This is a genomic window from Pseudoxanthomonas mexicana (assembly GCF_010093385.1).
GTDB classification, from domain to species: domain Bacteria; phylum Pseudomonadota; class Gammaproteobacteria; order Xanthomonadales; family Xanthomonadaceae; genus Pseudoxanthomonas_A; species Pseudoxanthomonas_A mexicana.
Map to the genome: position 1 here is coordinate 35658 of NZ_PDWV01000002.1, position 15986 is coordinate 51643.

Below are 15986 nucleotides of genomic sequence, written 5' to 3' on the forward strand. Positions count from 1 at the left end.
GCGCGGCGTCAGTCCAGTGCCACCGGCACGCCCGCCTTCACCACACCGCGCACCTGCTGCAGGCAGGCGATGTCGGCCAGCGGATCGCAGGCCAGGGCGACGAGGTCGGCGAGCTTGCCCGGGGTGATCGAGCCCAGTTCATTTTCCTTGCGCAGCAGGCGGGCCGACTCCAGCGTCGCCGCGCGGATCGCCTGCAGCGGCGTCATCCCGTAGCGGACCATGTAGGCGAACTGGCGCGCATTGTCGCCATGCGGGTAGACGCCGCTGTCGGTGCCGTAGGCGATGTTGACGCCGGCGGCGACGGCCTTGCGGAAGCCCTCGCGCTGGGCCTCGGTCGTGTCCAGGTTCTTGCGCAGGATCTCCGCGGACCAGCCGTCGCGGCGGCCGACGCTGTCGATGTAGTCGCCGTTGTAGATGTCGGCGACCAGGAAGGTGCCGTGCTGCTTCATCAACGCGATCGCCTCGTCGTCCATCAGCGAGCCGTGCTCGATCGAGCGCGCACCGGCACGCACGGCGCGCTTGATGCCTTCCGCCCCATGCGCGTGCGCGGCGACGAAACGGCCGCGACGCCCGGCCTCTTCCACCGCTGCGCGGATCTCGGCCTCGGTGTACTCGGATTGCCCGGGCTCGGTGCCGTCGGCGAGCACGGCGCCGGTGGCGATCAACTTGATGAAGTCGGCGCCCGCGTCGAGGATCTCGTTCACCCGCCGACGCACCTCCGCTTCGTTGTCGGCGACGCCACGGCGGAAGATCGCCGGCACCTCCGTCCCCGCGGGCAATCCGGTGATCTCGCCGCCGCCTCCGGTGACCGTGACGTAGGTGCCGGCAACGAACATGCGCGGCCCGGGCACGAGGCCGGCGTTGATCGCATCGCGCAACTGCACGTCGGCGAAACCGCGATAGACCCCGACATCGCGCACGGTGGTGAAGCCGGCCTGCAGGGTCGCCCGTGCGTTGCGCGCACCGATGAAGGCATCGCGCGCGGCGTTGCTCCTCAGCGGTGTCGCAGGATCGCCATAGGGCCCTTCGTCGGCCAGGTGCGTGTGCATGTCCATCAGGCCGGGCACGACGGTCAGCGCGGACCAGTCCAGCACCCGCAGCCCGGGATCGACGGCTTCTGCGGACGCGGCGATCGAAGCGACCCGTCCGTCACGCACCAGGATGTCGCGCCCGGCGAGCATCCGCCCCGTGTCCACATCGAGGACGTGGCCTGCCCGGATCAGCAGATCCTGTGCCCCGGCCGGCAGTGCGACGGCGGCCAGCAGCAGCGCAGGCAGCAACCGGTCACGCATCGCCATAGGCCGCCCTCAACAGGTTATGGAAATGCCAGACGCCGCTTTCGCGCTTGGGACACAAGCGACCGGCGTCGTACAAGCCTGAGGCCAGGCCCTGCTGCACGGATTCGCAGATGCGGATGTCCTCGTCCTGCACCTCGTCGCTGAAGGCCTGATCGTTGGCGATGCGGGCCAGGGCCGCGTCGTCCTGCGCGTAGTAGTAGTCGAACTCCACCCGGCAGCGGTCCGGCCCCAGCGGCAGGATCCGGTTGGTCTGCAATCGCCCCGGCATGATGTTGAGCATCACGTTGGGATAGACGAAGTAATAGAACGCATCGCCATCGCCGTAGATGTCGCCGCTGTTGCGCAGCGGCGAGTGCTGCAACGAGTGCCAGGGGAAAAGCTCGGTGTCGTACGCGCGGTAGTCGAGCACCTTCGACAGCCCGGGATGCACGTGCGGCAGATGGTAGCCCTCGAGGAAATTGTCCACGTAGACTTTCCAGTTGCACCCGATGTCGTAACTGTCGCGGCGATGGAAGCGCATCGTGGCCAGGTCGATGGGGGCGATGCGCTCGGCGATGCCGCCGTAGACCGCATCGAACGGCGGCACGTCTTCGTCCACGGCGACGAACACCAGCCCCTGCCAGGCGTGTACGCGCAGCGGAGGCAGGCGGATATCGTTGACGTCGAAATCCGCGGCCCCCTGCATCTCCGGCGCGCTGCGCAGCTGGCCTTCCAGCGTGTAGGTCCAGCCGTGGTACTTGCAGTGCAGCGCGCGTGCGCCCTTGCCGTTGCACAGCGCCAGCGGGCCGGCACGATGGCGGCACACGTTCGGAAAGGCGCGCAGCACACCATCCTGCCCGCGCACCACCAGCACCGGCACGCCGGCCACGTGCTCGACGATGTGATCGCCCGGCTCGGCCAGTTGATCCGCATGCGCGACCAGCTGCCAGCTGCGCCGGAACACGGCTCCCTGTTCCAGCGCCAGCGTCGCCTCGCCGGCGTAGTAGCGGGCCGGCAGCGCCCGGGCGCGTTCGAGGGGCAAGTGATCGGCGGGACGGGACATGGGATTCCTGGGAGGCGTCGGCCGGTCGAGCGCAGGCCGGTCCGCCAAGCCTAAGCGCAGGACGCAGGCGCGCACAGCCCCCGCACCGGAACGTGGCGTATCCGCATCGCCCTGCACCCGGAAGGTGCGGCAGGCCATGACGAAAGTTGGATTACTTTTTGCGGATCGAAATTTCGTGCATTTCGGTCTATTCCTGCTCTATCCAGCGCCCCCGGTTCGCCTATAGATTGAAAGCGAGGGCACACCACCACTGCCGGAACGACCGATTGGAACGACCGCTGGACGACTGCGGACGCACGACCGACCCCATGCACGGGGACGGTGCATGACCGCGGCCGCCGCGCCCACCGGCACGCTGCAGACGGCGCTCGACCATGCGCGCCCGTTGCTGTCCACCGACCCGGCGATGGCCGCGCAACAGGCCGGCGAGATCATCCGCGTGGTCGGCCGGCATCCGATGGCCCTGCTGGTGCTGGCCGCCTCGCACCGCGTGCGCGGGCAAAGGCCGCACGCACTCGATGTGCTGGAACCGCTGGTCCGCGAACATCCGCAGTGGCCGCTGGCCCATCTGGAGCACGGCCTGACGCTGGGCCGCGCCGGACGCGGCGGCGATGCGGTGCCCGCCCTGCGCCGCGCGCTGGCGCTGAAGCCCGACCTGCCGCAGGCGTGGCGCGAACTCGGCGACCACCTTTCGGCGATGGGGGACGGCGACGGCGCGGCGCAGGCCTACCTGGAACACACCCGCCATGCCACGCGCGATCCCGGCCTGATGCAGGCCGCCGCCGCCCTGGCCGACAACCGCATTCCCGAGGCGGAAGCCCTGCTGCGCGCGCACCTGAAGCGCCTGCCCACCGATGTGGCCGCCATCCGCATGCTGGCCGAGGTCGCCGCGCGCGTGGGTCGCGGCGAGGACGCCGAGTCCCTGCTCGCCCGCTGCGTGGAACTGGCGCCGGACTTCCTGCCTGCCCGACAGAACTACGCGCTGGTACTGCACCGCGCCAACCGGCCCGAGGACGCCCTGCGGCAGATCGACCGCCTGCTGGCGCACGAGCCGGACAATCCGGCGCACCTGAACCTCAAGGCCGTGGTGCTGTGCCGCATCGGCGACTACGAACCCGCGCTGGCGCTGTATGAGCGTGTGCTGGCGTCGTACCCCCAGCAGGCGAAGATCTGGATGAGCTATGGCCATGCCTTGAAGACGGCCGGCCCCACCGCGCGCGCGATCGACGCCTACCGCCGCGCGCTTTCGCTGCAGCCCGGCTTCGGCGAAGTGTGGTGGAGCCTGGCCAACCTGAAGCCCTTCCGCTTCAGCGACGACGACATGGCGGTGATGCGTGCGCAGCGCGCGCGCACCGATCTTCCGGACGAGGACCGCCTGCACCTGGACTTCGCCCTGGGCAAGGCTTTGGAGGATGCCGGCGACTACGCGGCGTCGTTCGCGCACTACCGCGACGGCAATGCCCTGCGCAGCGCGCAGCTGGGCTACCGCACCGACGACACCCGCGCACGCGTGCAGCGCCTGCGCGGCGCGCACACCGCGGCGTTCTTCGCGCAGCGCGCGGGCCTGGGCTGCGATGCACCGGATCCCATCTTCATCGTCGGCATGCCCCGTGCCGGCTCCACGCTGCTGGAACAGATCCTGTCCAGCCACTCCGCCGTGGAAGGCACGATGGAGCTCCCCGACATCACCTCCATCACCCGCGAACTACGGGAACAGGCGCGGGCACGCGGCGCCGACACCTACCACGACCTGCTGGCGACGCTCGACGGCGACGCCCTGCGCGCGCTCGGCGAGCGCTACCTCGAGACGACCCGCATCCACCGCAAGTCCGGCCGCCCGTTCTTCATCGACAAGATGCCGAACAACTTCGCCCACACCGGCCTGATCCACCTGATGCTGCCGAACGCGAAGATCATCGATGCGCGGCGCCACCCGCTGGCCTGCTGCTTCTCCGGCTTCAAGCAGCACTTCGCGCGTGGCCAGGGCTTCAGTTACGGGCTGGAGGACATCGGCCGCTACTACCACGACTACGTGGCGCTGATGGCGCACTACGACGACGTGTTGCCCGGGCGCGTGCACCGGGTCCTCTACGAACAGCTGGTCGAGGACACCGAAGCCGAAGTGCGCCGCCTGCTGGCCTACTGCGGGCTGCCGTTCGAGGACGGCTGCCTGCGCTTCTTCGAGAACGCGCGGCCGGTGCGCACCGCCAGTTCCGAGCAGGTCCGCCAGCCGATCTACCGCGAAGGCGTGGATCACTGGCGGCATTACGAACCGTGGCTGGAACCGCTGAAGGTCGCGCTGGGCCCCGTGTTGGGCGCCTATCCGGCGGTTCCGGACTTCATGGCAGGCAGTTCCATCCCCGATTGACCGTCATCACTGGAGAGAGGTGAGCTGGATGAGTACCCGTAGCAGAAGAAAGCCGGGGCGGCGCGATCCGTCGACCCTGGCGAGGTTCCCGTTGACCGCCGCGATCTACCTGGCGTTCGGCGCCACCGCCCTGGCCCAGGACGCACCCGCCACGCCGCCCGCCGAGGGCGAACGCAGCGCGGCCACGCTGGACACCGTCACGGTGACCGCGCAGAAGCGCGTGGAGAACCTGCAGGAAGTGCCGATCAGCATCCAGGTGCTGGGCACGGAACAGTTGAAGAACCTCAACGTCACCGACTTCGACGACTACGTGAAATACCTGCCCAGCGTGTCGTACCAGTCGGCAGGCCCGGGCTTCGCGCAGATCTACATGCGCGGCGTGGCCAGCGGCGGCGACGGCAACCACTCCGGTTCGCTGCCCAGCGTGGGCGTGTACCTGGACGAACAGCCGGTCACCACCATCCAGGGCCCGCTGGACATCCACATCTACGACATCGACCGCGTCGAGTCGCTGGCCGGCCCGCAGGGCACGCTGTACGGCGCCAGTTCGCAGGCCGGCACGCTGCGCATCATCACCAACAAGCCCGACCCCACCGGCTTCGCCGCCGGCTACGGGCTGGAGCTCAACAGCGTCAGCCACGGCGGCATCGGCCACGTCGCCGAAGGCTTCCTCAACCTGCCCATGAGCGACCGCGCGGCGATCCGCCTGGTCGCCTGGAACAAGCACGACGCTGGCTACATCGACAACGTATACGGCACGCGCACGTTCCCGTCGTGGGATGCCGACTCCGGCGGCAACGGCACCATCGACAACGCTGGCCGCGCCAGGAAGGACTACAACGAGGTCGACACCACCGGCGCGCGCCTGGCGCTGAAGGTGGACCTGGACGACAACTGGTCGATCACCCCCACGATCATGGGCCAGCAGCAGAAGTCCGAAGGCGGTTTTGCCGTGGACCCGCAGGTGGGCGAACTGGCACTGACCCACTTCTATCCGGAGACCTCGGACGACCGCTGGTGGCAGGCCGCGCTGACGGTGGAAGGCAGGATCGGCAACTTCGACCTGACCTACGCCTTCGCCCGGCTGGACCGCGACGTCGACGTGGAACAGGACTACAACGACTACGCCTTCTGGTACGACACCTTGGCGGCGTACGGTGCCTACACCTGCTCCGACTTCGATCCGGACACCTTCACGTGCGCGCCGGGCTCGCTGGTCAATCCCTCGCAGTACATCCAGGGCGTGGACGGCTACAAGAAGACCAGCCACGAACTGCGCATCGCCTCGCCGACCGAGAACCGCTTCCGCTTCGTCGCCGGTGTGTTCATGCAGGACCAGGAACACGACATCCAGCAGCGCTACAAGATCGACGGCCTGTCGCCGGTGCAGTCGGTCACGGGCTGGCCGGACACGATCTGGCTGACCAAGCAGCTGCGCCAGGACAAGGACAAGGCGGTGTTCGGCGAGCTCAGCTTCGACATCACCGAAGACCTGACCGCCACCGCCGGTGCGCGCTGGTTCGAGGTCGACAACAGCCTGAAGGGCTTCTTCGGTTTCGCCGACTGGGGCTGGGTGTCGAGCTATGGCGAGGCGGCCTGCCCGGACGGCGCGCCCACCTTCAACGGCGCGCCCTGCAGCTTCTTCGACAAGCGGGTGAAGGAGAACGGCCACATCGGCCGCTTCAACCTGACCTGGCGCATCGATCCCAGCAAGATGATCTACGGCACCTGGTCGGAAGGCTTCCGTCCCGGCGGCATCAACCGCCGCGGCACGCTGCCGCCGTACCTGTCGGACTACCTGACCAACTACGAGTTCGGCTGGAAAACCACCTGGCTGGACAACCGTCTGTCGTTCAACGGCTCGGTGTTCCGCCAGGACTGGGAGGACTTCCAGTTCTCCATCCTCGGCGCCAACGGCCTGACCGAGATCAAGAACGCCAACCAGGCGCGCATCAACGGTGCCGAATTCTCGCTGGCGTTCGCGGCCACCTACAACCTGCAGCTGACGGCCGGCGCCGCGTTCTACGACGCGGAACTGACCGAGAACTACTGCGGCTTCACCGACGACGACGGCAATCCGGTCACCGAATGCGCGGATCCCGAGGCCCCGACGGGCACGCAGCTGCCGGTCACGCCGAAGATGAAGGGCAACCTGACCGCGCGTTACACCTTCGACGTGGCAGGCGGCGAGGCGTTCCTGCAGGGGGCGGTGGTGCACGTGGGCGACCGCAAGTCCGACCTGCGCCTGGCCGAACGCGAGATCCTCGGCGACCTGGATGCCTACACCACGGTGGACGTGTCGGCCGGTTACCGCCGCAACGACTGGAAAGTGGACGTGTACGTCAACAACCTGTTCGACGAACGCGGCGAGCTGAACCGGTTCACCCAGTGTGCGGAGTCCGTCTGCGGCGCCGCGGCCGTGGTGCCGGAGTATCCGAACGGGCAGGTCTACACGGTGGTGACCCAGCCGCGCACCATCGGCGTGCGGTTCTCACAGGAGTTCTGACGCTCCCCGTTCCGGCGACAGGAAGCCCCGGCGCGAGCCGGGGCTTTTTTTCGTCCTGACGGCGCGAATCATGCCGGCACCCGTCGGCCTCTCCTTGCGGCGACCGGCGATTGCATCGGACTTGCATGGGCATGCACAGGCGGTCAGGGTATCCAGAGTTTCTCGAGATCCCGGAATCCCCACGCCTGGGCCGACTCGATGCCGACGATGCGGTCGCTCGACGCACCCAGGTCCACGTCGCGCCTGAATACATGGGACCGCGACCGCGCGGAAAAGAAGATCCGGACACGGGGAGGGGCCAAGGGGTGGTCTCCGGGCGCAACGACGACCGCCAGGAGGTCGGAAGCCAGCCGCACGAGCGATCCGACCGGATAGATGCCCAACACACGGACCAGGCTCTTCAACGCCAGGGGATCGAAGTGCCCCTGCCACGACGCCATCCGTCGCAGCGACTCGGCGGGGTCCCATCCGGCCTTGTAGGGCCGGTTGGAAGTGATGGCGTCATAGACATCGCACACCGCGCTGATGCGCGTGAGCACGGGCAGGTCTTCGGCCGCAAGCCGGTCGGGATAGCCGTTGCCATCCATGCGCTCGTGATGATGACGCACCACGTGCAGCACGTCGGCATCCTCCAGCCCCGCATCCCGCAGCAGCCGCTCGCCCGCGGCGGGATGGTCGCGCATGAGGGCCATCTCCTCGTCCAGCAACTTGCCCGGCTTGTTGAGGATAGAGGGCGGGACATGGGCCTTGCCCATGTCATGGAGCAGCCCCGCGATGGCCGCACGTTCGCGTTGTTGCTCTGGCAGGGCCAGGTCGCGCGCGACCGCCGACATCAGCCCGGCCACCGCGACGCTGTGCAGATAGGTGTAGTCGTCGGCCGTCTTCAACCGCGCCAGGCTGACCAGGGCGAGCGGATTGCGCGACACCGACGCGTCGATGCGCGCGGCAAGGTCGCGCGCGCCGTCCAACACGATCGTGCGCCCCATCCTCAGCTCGCCGAACATCGCCTCCACCAGGGCGCGCCCGTCGTCGCAGATCAGGCGCGCACGCGCCAGTTCGTCGCCCATCCCGGCATGTGCCTGCGCCCCGCCACTCTTCGGCGGTAGGCCAGCGGCGAGCACGAACGCCGCATCGTCCGCGCACGGCATCGGCCCATTGGCGTCTTCATTGCCCGCCGCGTCGACATCGCCACCGCGATCTGTATCGATGTCCACCCGGTCGACCGGCCTGGCAAGCAAGGTGTCCACATCGTCCTGGTCGACCACGAAGCGGGTACGCCAGAAGGGATGCTGCAACCAGGGCCCGTGCAGCTTCACCACATACATGCCGGCTTTCAGCGACTGCGTCTGGATCGTCTTCAACACCTGCCCCCTCCCATGCCTTCTTCCCATACCCACTGGAATAGCGGCGCAGCCAGAGGCGGTTGAACCCTGCAGCGGGGCTGGACACTGCGATGGTAATCACGATTACTCGGACCGTTCACGACGGTCCGATCCTGCGAAAGCCTTTCGTTTCTTCTTCATTTTCAATGAATTACGCGTGACGCCGCAGCCATCAGGCGTCCGTCTTCGTCCCCGGCTCGCGCGCTACCCCCTGCGAAGGTCTAAGGCTGCCCGTCTCAGGTTCCCTCACGAGCGCCGCTAATGCCTGCGAAGAAGACCAGACGACCGAACACGGACATGAGAATGAATACTTTCCTTAATGCCTGGAACAACCGCACGACAGCCTTCAAGCTGACCCTGATCTGCTGCCTTTCCACCGTCGGCATCCTGGTGCCGTCGTTGGCCTACCTGGCGCAGCTGCGAGAAAAACTGGAAGTGAATCGCACGGAGCTGGCGAGCATGCCAGCGCTGGAGAACATGCTGGACGTGGTCAGCGCCCTCAATCTGCGTCGTGGTGCTGGCGACCCGGCTTCGACCGAAGCCCAAGCCGACATCACCGACCTCTACGAAAAAGCGGCCATGTCCGCGGCTGCCCAGCCACATCTGAGCGGCAGCGCTGCCCGCATCGGGAAACTGGCCCAGGATTGGCGCGTCTTGCGCGATCTTGCGCACGATGACCCGTCGATCGGTGACCATGTCGAACAGGCCCTGCAGGCCGTCGAGACGCTGGGTGATGAGAGCCTGCTGGTCTACACGCCGCACGCGGAGAGCTACCACCTGATGCTGGGCACCAGCCAGGCTCTGCCGAGGGCCGGCAGCGCGTTGGCCACGCTGCGAGCTGACATCCACCGCCGGGGCCCCGACACCGAGGACGCGCATCGGGAAGCGCTGCGCGACATATTCCATCGGGAACTGGGCGGCTATGTCCGGGAGATGGACAAGGCCCTTTCGTTGGCCGGGAGCACAGGACCCGCCCTCCGCACCGCCCACGCCGCGGTGAAGGACGCTTACACCGCGGACGATACGCACGCGGACCCGGCCGCACTGTCTGCACTAGCGGCAAGGCTCGACGCCGGCGAAGCCGCAGCGCTCGCCGAACTGGAATCCCAGTCGGCCGCGCATCTGCGCACCGCGCGCACGAAGATGGTTATCGGAGCGGCGATGGTGGCGCTGCTCATGGCGCTCGTCCTGGGAGCGTCCTGGTACACCGTCCGCGCGATCACCCGCGGCATCCGTCACGCGGCGAAGGTGGCTGGACGGATCTCGCAGGGCGATCTCGATACCCCCATCCCATCGCGCTATCGCGACGAGGTCGGCCAGCTTCTGATGAGCATGCGCGACATGCAGTCGACCATCCGTCACGTAGTCGAGTCGCAACGCGAGATGGCGGCGAAGCATGAGGAAGGCACCATCAGTTTCCGTTGCGATGACAGCGCGTTCCCCGGCGGCTTCGGTGAGATGGTGCGCGGCACCAACGAACTGGTGGCTTCGCACATCCGGGTCAAGATGCGGCTGGTGGAGGTGATCCAGCGCTATGCGATCGGCGACCTTTCGGTCGACATGGACGTCCTGCCCGGGGAGAAGGCCGTGCTCACCGCCGCCATGGACCAGGCCAAGCGCAACCTGCAGGCGATCAACGCGGACATCAAGCGCCTGGCGGCGGCCGCCGCGGCAGGCGATTTCTCGCAACGGGGCGAGGCCCATGCCTACCAACACGATTTCCATGACATGGTAGCCAGCCTCAACCGGCTGATGGACACCACCGAGGGCAATCTCGCCGCACTGTCCGCGCTGCTGAAGGCGGTCGCCGGAGGCGACCTGACGCACACGATGCGGGGCGAATTCCACGGCGTCTTCGCGACGATGCGCGACGACGCAAACGCCACCGTGGGGCAGCTCAAGCGCATCGTTTCCGGTATCCAGGATGCCACCCAGTCCATCAACACGGCGGCAAGCGAGATCGCCGCAGGCAACACGGACCTGGCCCGCCGCACCGAGATGCAGGCGGCGAACCTCGAAGAAACGGCTGCCTCGATGGAGGAACTGACCTCCACCGTGCGCCAGAACGCCGATTCGGCCCGCCAGGCGAACGCACACGCGCTGTCCGCCTCGGGCGTTGCCGCCGATGGCGGCAGGATCGTCGGCCGCGCGGTGGAGACGATGGCCCAGATCGAGCAGTCCTCACGTCGAATCTCCGAGATCATCTCCGTCATCGACGGCATCGCCTTCCAGACCAACATCCTGGCGCTCAACGCCGCCGTCGAGGCCGCGCGGGCGGGCGACCAGGGCCGCGGCTTCGCCGTGGTCGCGAGCGAAGTGCGGACCCTCGCGCAGCGCTCGGCCACGGCCGCGAAGGAGATCAAGCAGTTGATCGAAGCGTCGGTGGACAGCATCAGGGACGGCTCCGCATTGGTGGGCGAGGCCGGCGATTCGATGGTCAATGTGGTCGCCGCAGTCCAGCGTGTCAGCGGCATCATGGCGGAGATCGCCGCGGCCTCGCAGGAGCAGGCGGCCGGCATCGATCAGGTGAACGGCTCGATCATCCAGATCGACGAAACCACGCAGCAGAATGCCGCGCTGGTGGAGGAAGCCTCGGCTGCCGCACGCGCGATGGAACAGCAGGCGCGCGACCTGGGACTCAGCGTCGCCACGTTCAAGACCGACGACGGCATGCCCGCAGACGATCGCGGCGCGCGCTCCCGGACGACCCGGGCCGAAGCTGTGGTCGCCTGAGCCTGGAGCCGGCCGCTACGTCCCGCTCATCCCGGGGAAGGCGTGCCAGCGAACGCCTTGAGCGTCACCTCACACTAGCCTAGAGTAGGGCCGTCGTGCTTGCCGCGGCCCTGCTGTCGGAGGGCCCATGTCTGGGAGACATGCGGAGGAGTGCATGGGGGAGCAGGGAACGCAGGGGTCTGATCCGCGACGGCCGCATGCCCGCCGTTGGACGGCGCTTGGCCTCTGCCTGGCGGTCCTGGCGCTGGCGATCGTGGCGGGCGTATTGCAGCACCGTGCCAACGAGCGTCGCCAGGCGTTCCGGTTCGGGCAGATCGCGGACGCTGCGACGTCCGCCCTGCGGGGGCAGCTGGCCGCATTCGAACATGGCCTGCGCGGCGCGCGTGGCGCGATCATCGCGGCCGGTCCGCAACTGGATCTGGAGCGCTTCCGTGCGTACAGCGCATCGCGCGACTATGCGCAGGAGTTTCCAGGCATCCGCGGTTACGGCTATATCCAGCGCGTGCCGGCGCAGGAGGAGGCGCAGTTCGTGCGGCAGGCACGGGAAGACGGCGTCACCGACTTCACCGTGCGCGGGCTGGCGCCGAACGCCGGCGAGCGCTTCGTCATCCGCTATCTGGAGCCGACGGCGGGCAACGAAGAAGCCATCGGCCTGGATATCGCCTCCGATCCGGCGCGACGCGACGCCGCGCTCACCGCCGCACGCAGCGGGCAGGCGACGCTGTCGCGCCCGATCACGCTGGTACAGGAAGCCGGACGCACCCGGCATGGCTTCCTGCTGCTGCTACCCGTCTATGCCGCCGGACGTCCGCTGGACACCGCGGATGCGCGCTGGGCGGCCACGCAAGGGTGGGCCTTCGCGCCGCTGAGCATCGACGCGGTCCTCCAGCGGATCGAGCAGGCGGAGAGCGCTTATGCACTGGCGCTCTCGGATGCCGGCGAGAACGCTCGCCGCGGCCCCTTCTACGCCAGCGGCGATTTCACATCGGTGCAGTCGGCACCCCTGCGTGCGGAGCGCCGCCTCCGCATCCATGGGCGGGACTGGATCGTGCATTTCGCGGCAAGACCCGCCTTCGTGAACGGACTCGGTCTGCCCTCCCCCTGGCTGGTCGCCGCGGCGACCGCAGGACTGGGCTTATTGAGCGTGACGGTGTGGTACCTGGTCGCCACGGCTCGCGAGCGGCGGCGGGCAGCCGCCCTCGAGCACGCCCAGTGGGCCGGGCTGGTGTCCGGCTCCACCGAAGCGATCATCGCTTGCGACGCCGCGGGCCGGATCACCCTGTGGAACGACGCGGCCGGGCAGACGCTGGGATAGGCCGCAGCCGAGGCGCTCGGGCGTTCGATGCCGGACGTCATGATCGATGAGGCCGGGAAGCCGGCGTTCGACGACTTCTCCTCGGCCCTGGAAGGCGCCGCGCTTCGACTGCGTCGCAGGGACGGCGCCATGATCGATGTGCTGGCGAGCCTGTCCGTTCTCAGGGACGCGGCCGGCAACGCGCAGGGCGCGTCGCTCTTCCTGCGCGACATTTCACGCCACGTGCGCGCGGAAGAGCAGTTCCGGCGCGTGGTGGAGGCCTCGCCCAGCGCGATCCTGATGGTGGACCAGGCAGGTCGCATCCAACTGGCCAACGCCAAGGCCGAGGAGCTGTTCGGCTATGCCCGTGCGGAGCTGCTGGGCAAGCCCATGGAGCGCCTGCTGCCCGAGGACGTGCGCGGCCACCACGCAGGCTACATCGCACATTACTTCGGCGAACCCCAGGCGCGTCCTATGGGAGCGGGTCGGGATCTCTACGGGCTGCGGCGCGACGGCACGCGCGTGCCGATCGAGATCGGCCTGAATCCGATCCACACGGCCGAGGGACGTTTCGCGCTCGCGTTCATCATCGACATCACGGAGCGCAAGCGCAATGAGGAAGGCATCATGCGCCTCAATGCGACGCTCGAGCAGCAGGTACTCGAACGCACCGAGCAGATCCGGACCTACTCCTCCCGGCTCGGCGCGATCCTGGAACATGCCGGCTATGCCATCGTCGCCACCGATCCGCAGGGTCGCATCACCCTGTTCAATCCCGCGGCCGAACGCATGCTCGGCTACTCCGCCGACGAGGTGACCGCCGGCGACACCAGCATCGATGTCCTGCACGACGATGCGGAGCTGTGGTCGCGCTCGCTCGCCCTGTCCGCGCGCCACGAAAGCCATGTCGGCGCGACCTTCGCCCAGATTGCCAGCCTGACCACGGCCGCCGGCAGCGACATCGCGGAGTGGACCTACGTGCGCCGCGAAGGCACGCGCCTGCCGGTGGCACTGAATGTCAGCGCCCTGCGCGACGAACGGGGCCAGGCGTCCGGCTTCCTGGTGATGGCGTCGGATCTGACCGAGCAGAAACAACGCGACTCGGAGTTGCACGAGGCGATCAGCGCCGCCGAACAGGCCAACCGCTCCAAGAGCGACTTCCTGGCCAACATGAGCCATGAAATCCGCACGCCGATGAACGCCATTCTCGGCATGCTGTACCTGCTGGACCGGGTGGATCTTCCGGCCGTGGCCGAGGACATGATCCGGAAGATCAACCTTGCCGCACGTTCGTTGCTCAGCATCATCAACGACGTGCTGGACTTCTCGAAGATCGAGGCCGGTCGCATCGAAGTCGAGGAAGCGCCGTTCGACCTGGCGGAAGTGCTGGACAACGTGGCCACGCTGATGGGCTCGGCCGTCGATGCGCAGACCGTGGAGATGCTGGTATCGCCCGTACCGGAGGGCGCACGCCATCTGCGCGGCGACGCGCTGCGCCTGGGCCAGGTGCTGATCAACCTGGTCAGCAACGCCATCAAGTTCACCGAATACGGCGAGGTGTCGCTGAGCGTGTGCCGGCTTCCCGACAGCGAACCGGGGACCGTGCGCCTGCGATTCGTGGTGAGCGACACGGGCATCGGGATTCCACCCGAGAAGCAGGCGATGATCTTCTCCCCCTTCTCGCAGGTCGATTCGTCGACCACGCGCCGCTTCGGGGGTACCGGCCTCGGACTGAGCATCTGCAAGCGGCTGGTCGCCCTGATGGGCGGCACCCTGCACGTGGACAGCACGCCCGGCGAGGGAAGTCGCTTCCATTTCGACCTGGCGTTTCCGCTGGCGGATGCGCCCGGGGATGCCATGCCGTATCGCGGTCCGTGGCACGTCCTGGTGGTGGACGATCACGACATGGCACGCGAACACCTGAGCAGGGTCATCCAGGGATTCGGCTGGACGGCCGAGGAGGCGGAATCCGGCACGCAGGCGATCGCGCGCGTCACGTCGCCCGACGCCGCGCCCTGCGACGTGGTGCTGATGGACTGGCAGATGCCCGGCGGAGACGGCCTGAGTGCCGCCGCCGACATCCGCGGCCGCCTGCAGACCTCGCAGCAGCCCATCATCATCATGGTGACGGCGTTCGAGCGCAGGTTGGTCGACCATGAACCACATCGGGACACGGTCGACGCGGTGCTCACCAAGCCGGTGACGGCATCGATGCTCTACAACGCCATCAACGAGGTGCTGGCGCGGCGTGATCCCGGCCTGCGCGGTCACCGTGCCCCGCCAGCGTCCGGTCAACGGCTCACGGGCTACCGCCTTCTGGTGGTGGACGACAGCGAGATCAACCGCGAGGTCGCTCAACGCATCCTGGAAGGCGAAGGCGCCCGCGTGACCCAGGCCTGCGACGGTCGCGAGGCACTGGATCTGCTGCGCAAAGCTCGGGATCGCTTCGATGCGGTGCTGATGGATGTGCAGATGCCGGTCATGGATGGGTACGAGGCCACACGGCGCATACGGGCGCTGCCGCTGCTGGCGGACCTGCCGGTGATCGCGCTCACGGCCGGAGCCTTCAAGCCGCAGCAGGATGCAGCGCTGGCCGTCGGCATGAATGCCTTCGTCGCCAAACCCTTCGAAGTCCCGGATCTGATCGCTGCGATTGCGCACTGCGCGCCCGCGCCGTCATCCCGAGAACCCGCCAAGCTTGGCCTCGCGGACCCTCCGGCAGCCCCCGTGAGGCCCGTCGATGTCCCCGAGAACATCGATCCACAACTGCTCGATGTGCAACGAGGCCTGGTGTACTGGCGCGACGCGGGCCCCTACAAGCGCTACCTCATCCAGTTCGCGCGTCGCTACGGCAACCTGGTGGAGACGCTGGAAGCTGCCCTGTCACGGCATGACACGATGCTGGCTTGCGCCGACATGCACCGGATGCGGGGCGCCGCCGCTTCACTGGCGATGCCCAGCCTGGTCGCCATCAGCAGCGACATCGAGGAGCAGCTGCGAGAAGGCGCCGAGGTTGGCGATCTGCTTCCCAACCTGCGCCTGACCCTCCAAGAGACGCTGGATGACGTCGCTCAATACGTGGAATCGGGCCAGATGCCCGACGTGGCTGCGGTCGCCACCGCCGCCATCGATCCCGTCATCGCGCTTGAGGCGCTGCTGGCGGCGCTGGACAGTGACGACGCCGACACCATCGAACGGGCATTGGAAGGGGTTCCCGCCACGATTCCGGAAGAAGCCCGCCGCCGCCTGGTCATGCATGTCGAGGAGTTCGACTACCGCGCTGCCGAAGCAGAAGTGAGGGTGCTGCTGGAGCGCCCCATCGCGGACGCCACCCGTACACCCCCGATGCCAGGCGAGGACTGA

Annotated in this window: 8 protein-coding genes and 1 pseudogene; 6 read left to right on the forward strand and 3 right to left on the reverse strand. The window is 67.9% G+C overall.

The window, feature by feature from the left end; genetic code table 11:
• Nucleotides 1-8: 8 nt before the first annotated feature.
• On the reverse strand, nucleotides 9-1298 hold the full coding sequence (locus tag CSC76_RS01145) for a Xaa-Pro dipeptidase (protein WP_238394830.1): 1290 nt from the start codon (nucleotides 1296-1298) through the stop codon (nucleotides 9-11).
• On the reverse strand, nucleotides 1285-2340 hold the full coding sequence (locus CSC76_RS01150) for an aromatic ring-hydroxylating oxygenase subunit alpha (RefSeq protein WP_162108228.1): 1056 nt from the start codon (nucleotides 2338-2340) through the stop codon (nucleotides 1285-1287). Before CSC76_RS01150 ends, CSC76_RS01145 begins: the two co-directional genes overlap by 14 nt.
• A 325-nt stretch (nucleotides 2341-2665) precedes the next feature.
• Here CSC76_RS01150 and CSC76_RS01155 point away from each other — a divergent pair, with 325 nt between their 5' ends.
• Nucleotides 2666-4708: a tetratricopeptide repeat-containing sulfotransferase family protein gene (locus tag CSC76_RS01155; RefSeq protein ID WP_162108229.1), complete on the forward strand. Its 2043-nt coding sequence runs from the start codon at nucleotides 2666-2668 to the stop codon at nucleotides 4706-4708.
• 28 nt (nucleotides 4709-4736) lie between these two features.
• Nucleotides 4737-7214: a TonB-dependent receptor gene (locus CSC76_RS01160; RefSeq protein ID WP_202923456.1), complete on the forward strand. Its 2478-nt coding sequence runs from the start codon at nucleotides 4737-4739 to the stop codon at nucleotides 7212-7214.
• A 143-nt stretch (nucleotides 7215-7357) separates the two neighbouring features.
• Here the strand turns inward: CSC76_RS01160 and CSC76_RS01165 are convergent, their stop codons facing one another.
• Nucleotides 7358-8578, reverse strand: a complete 1221-nt coding sequence (locus CSC76_RS01165) for a cyclic di-GMP phosphodiesterase (protein WP_274382077.1) — start codon at nucleotides 8576-8578, stop codon at nucleotides 7358-7360.
• Between the two features lie 279 nt (nucleotides 8579-8857).
• Here CSC76_RS01165 and CSC76_RS01170 point away from each other — a divergent pair, with 279 nt between their 5' ends.
• The 4 genes and pseudogenes from CSC76_RS01170 (at nucleotide 8858) to CSC76_RS01180 (ending at nucleotide 15986) form a co-directional block, all read left to right on the forward strand.
• Nucleotides 8858-11329, forward strand: a complete 2472-nt coding sequence (locus CSC76_RS01170) for a methyl-accepting chemotaxis protein (RefSeq protein ID WP_238394831.1) — start codon at nucleotides 8858-8860, stop codon at nucleotides 11327-11329.
• A gap of 154 nt (nucleotides 11330-11483) precedes the next feature.
• On the forward strand, nucleotides 11484-12644 hold the full coding sequence (locus tag CSC76_RS01175; protein WP_162108231.1) for a CHASE domain-containing protein: 1161 nt from the start codon (nucleotides 11484-11486) through the stop codon (nucleotides 12642-12644).
• A gap of 21 nt (nucleotides 12645-12665) precedes the next feature.
• Nucleotides 12666-12872: pseudogene (locus tag CSC76_RS19310) on the forward strand (hypothetical protein); the annotation flags it as partial.
• A complete protein-coding gene (locus tag CSC76_RS01180; protein ID WP_338014922.1) occupies nucleotides 12867-15986 on the forward strand; it encodes a PAS domain S-box protein in 3120 nt (1039 codons plus the stop codon). The pseudogene CSC76_RS19310 and the gene CSC76_RS01180, both read left to right, overlap by 6 nt.

Bases quoted from the DNA above. Each gene is read 5' to 3' on its own strand.
- CSC76_RS01145 (WP_238394830.1), bottom strand. From the start codon at position 1,298: ATGGCGATGCGTGACCGGTTGCTGCCTGCGCTGCTGCTGGCCGCCGTC.
- CSC76_RS01160 (WP_202923456.1), top strand. From the start codon at position 4,737: ATGAGTACCCGTAGCAGAAGAAAGCCGGGGCGGCGCGATCCGTCGACC.
- CSC76_RS01170 (WP_238394831.1), top strand. From the start codon at position 8,858: ATGCCTGCGAAGAAGACCAGACGACCGAACACGGACATGAGAATGAAT.
- CSC76_RS01155 (WP_162108229.1), top strand. From the start codon at position 2,666: ATGACCGCGGCCGCCGCGCCCACCGGCACGCTGCAGACGGCGCTCGAC.
- CSC76_RS01150 (WP_162108228.1), bottom strand. From the start codon at position 2,340: ATGTCCCGTCCCGCCGATCACTTGCCCCTCGAACGCGCCCGGGCGCTG.
- CSC76_RS01175 (WP_162108231.1), top strand. From the start codon at position 11,484: ATGGGGGAGCAGGGAACGCAGGGGTCTGATCCGCGACGGCCGCATGCC.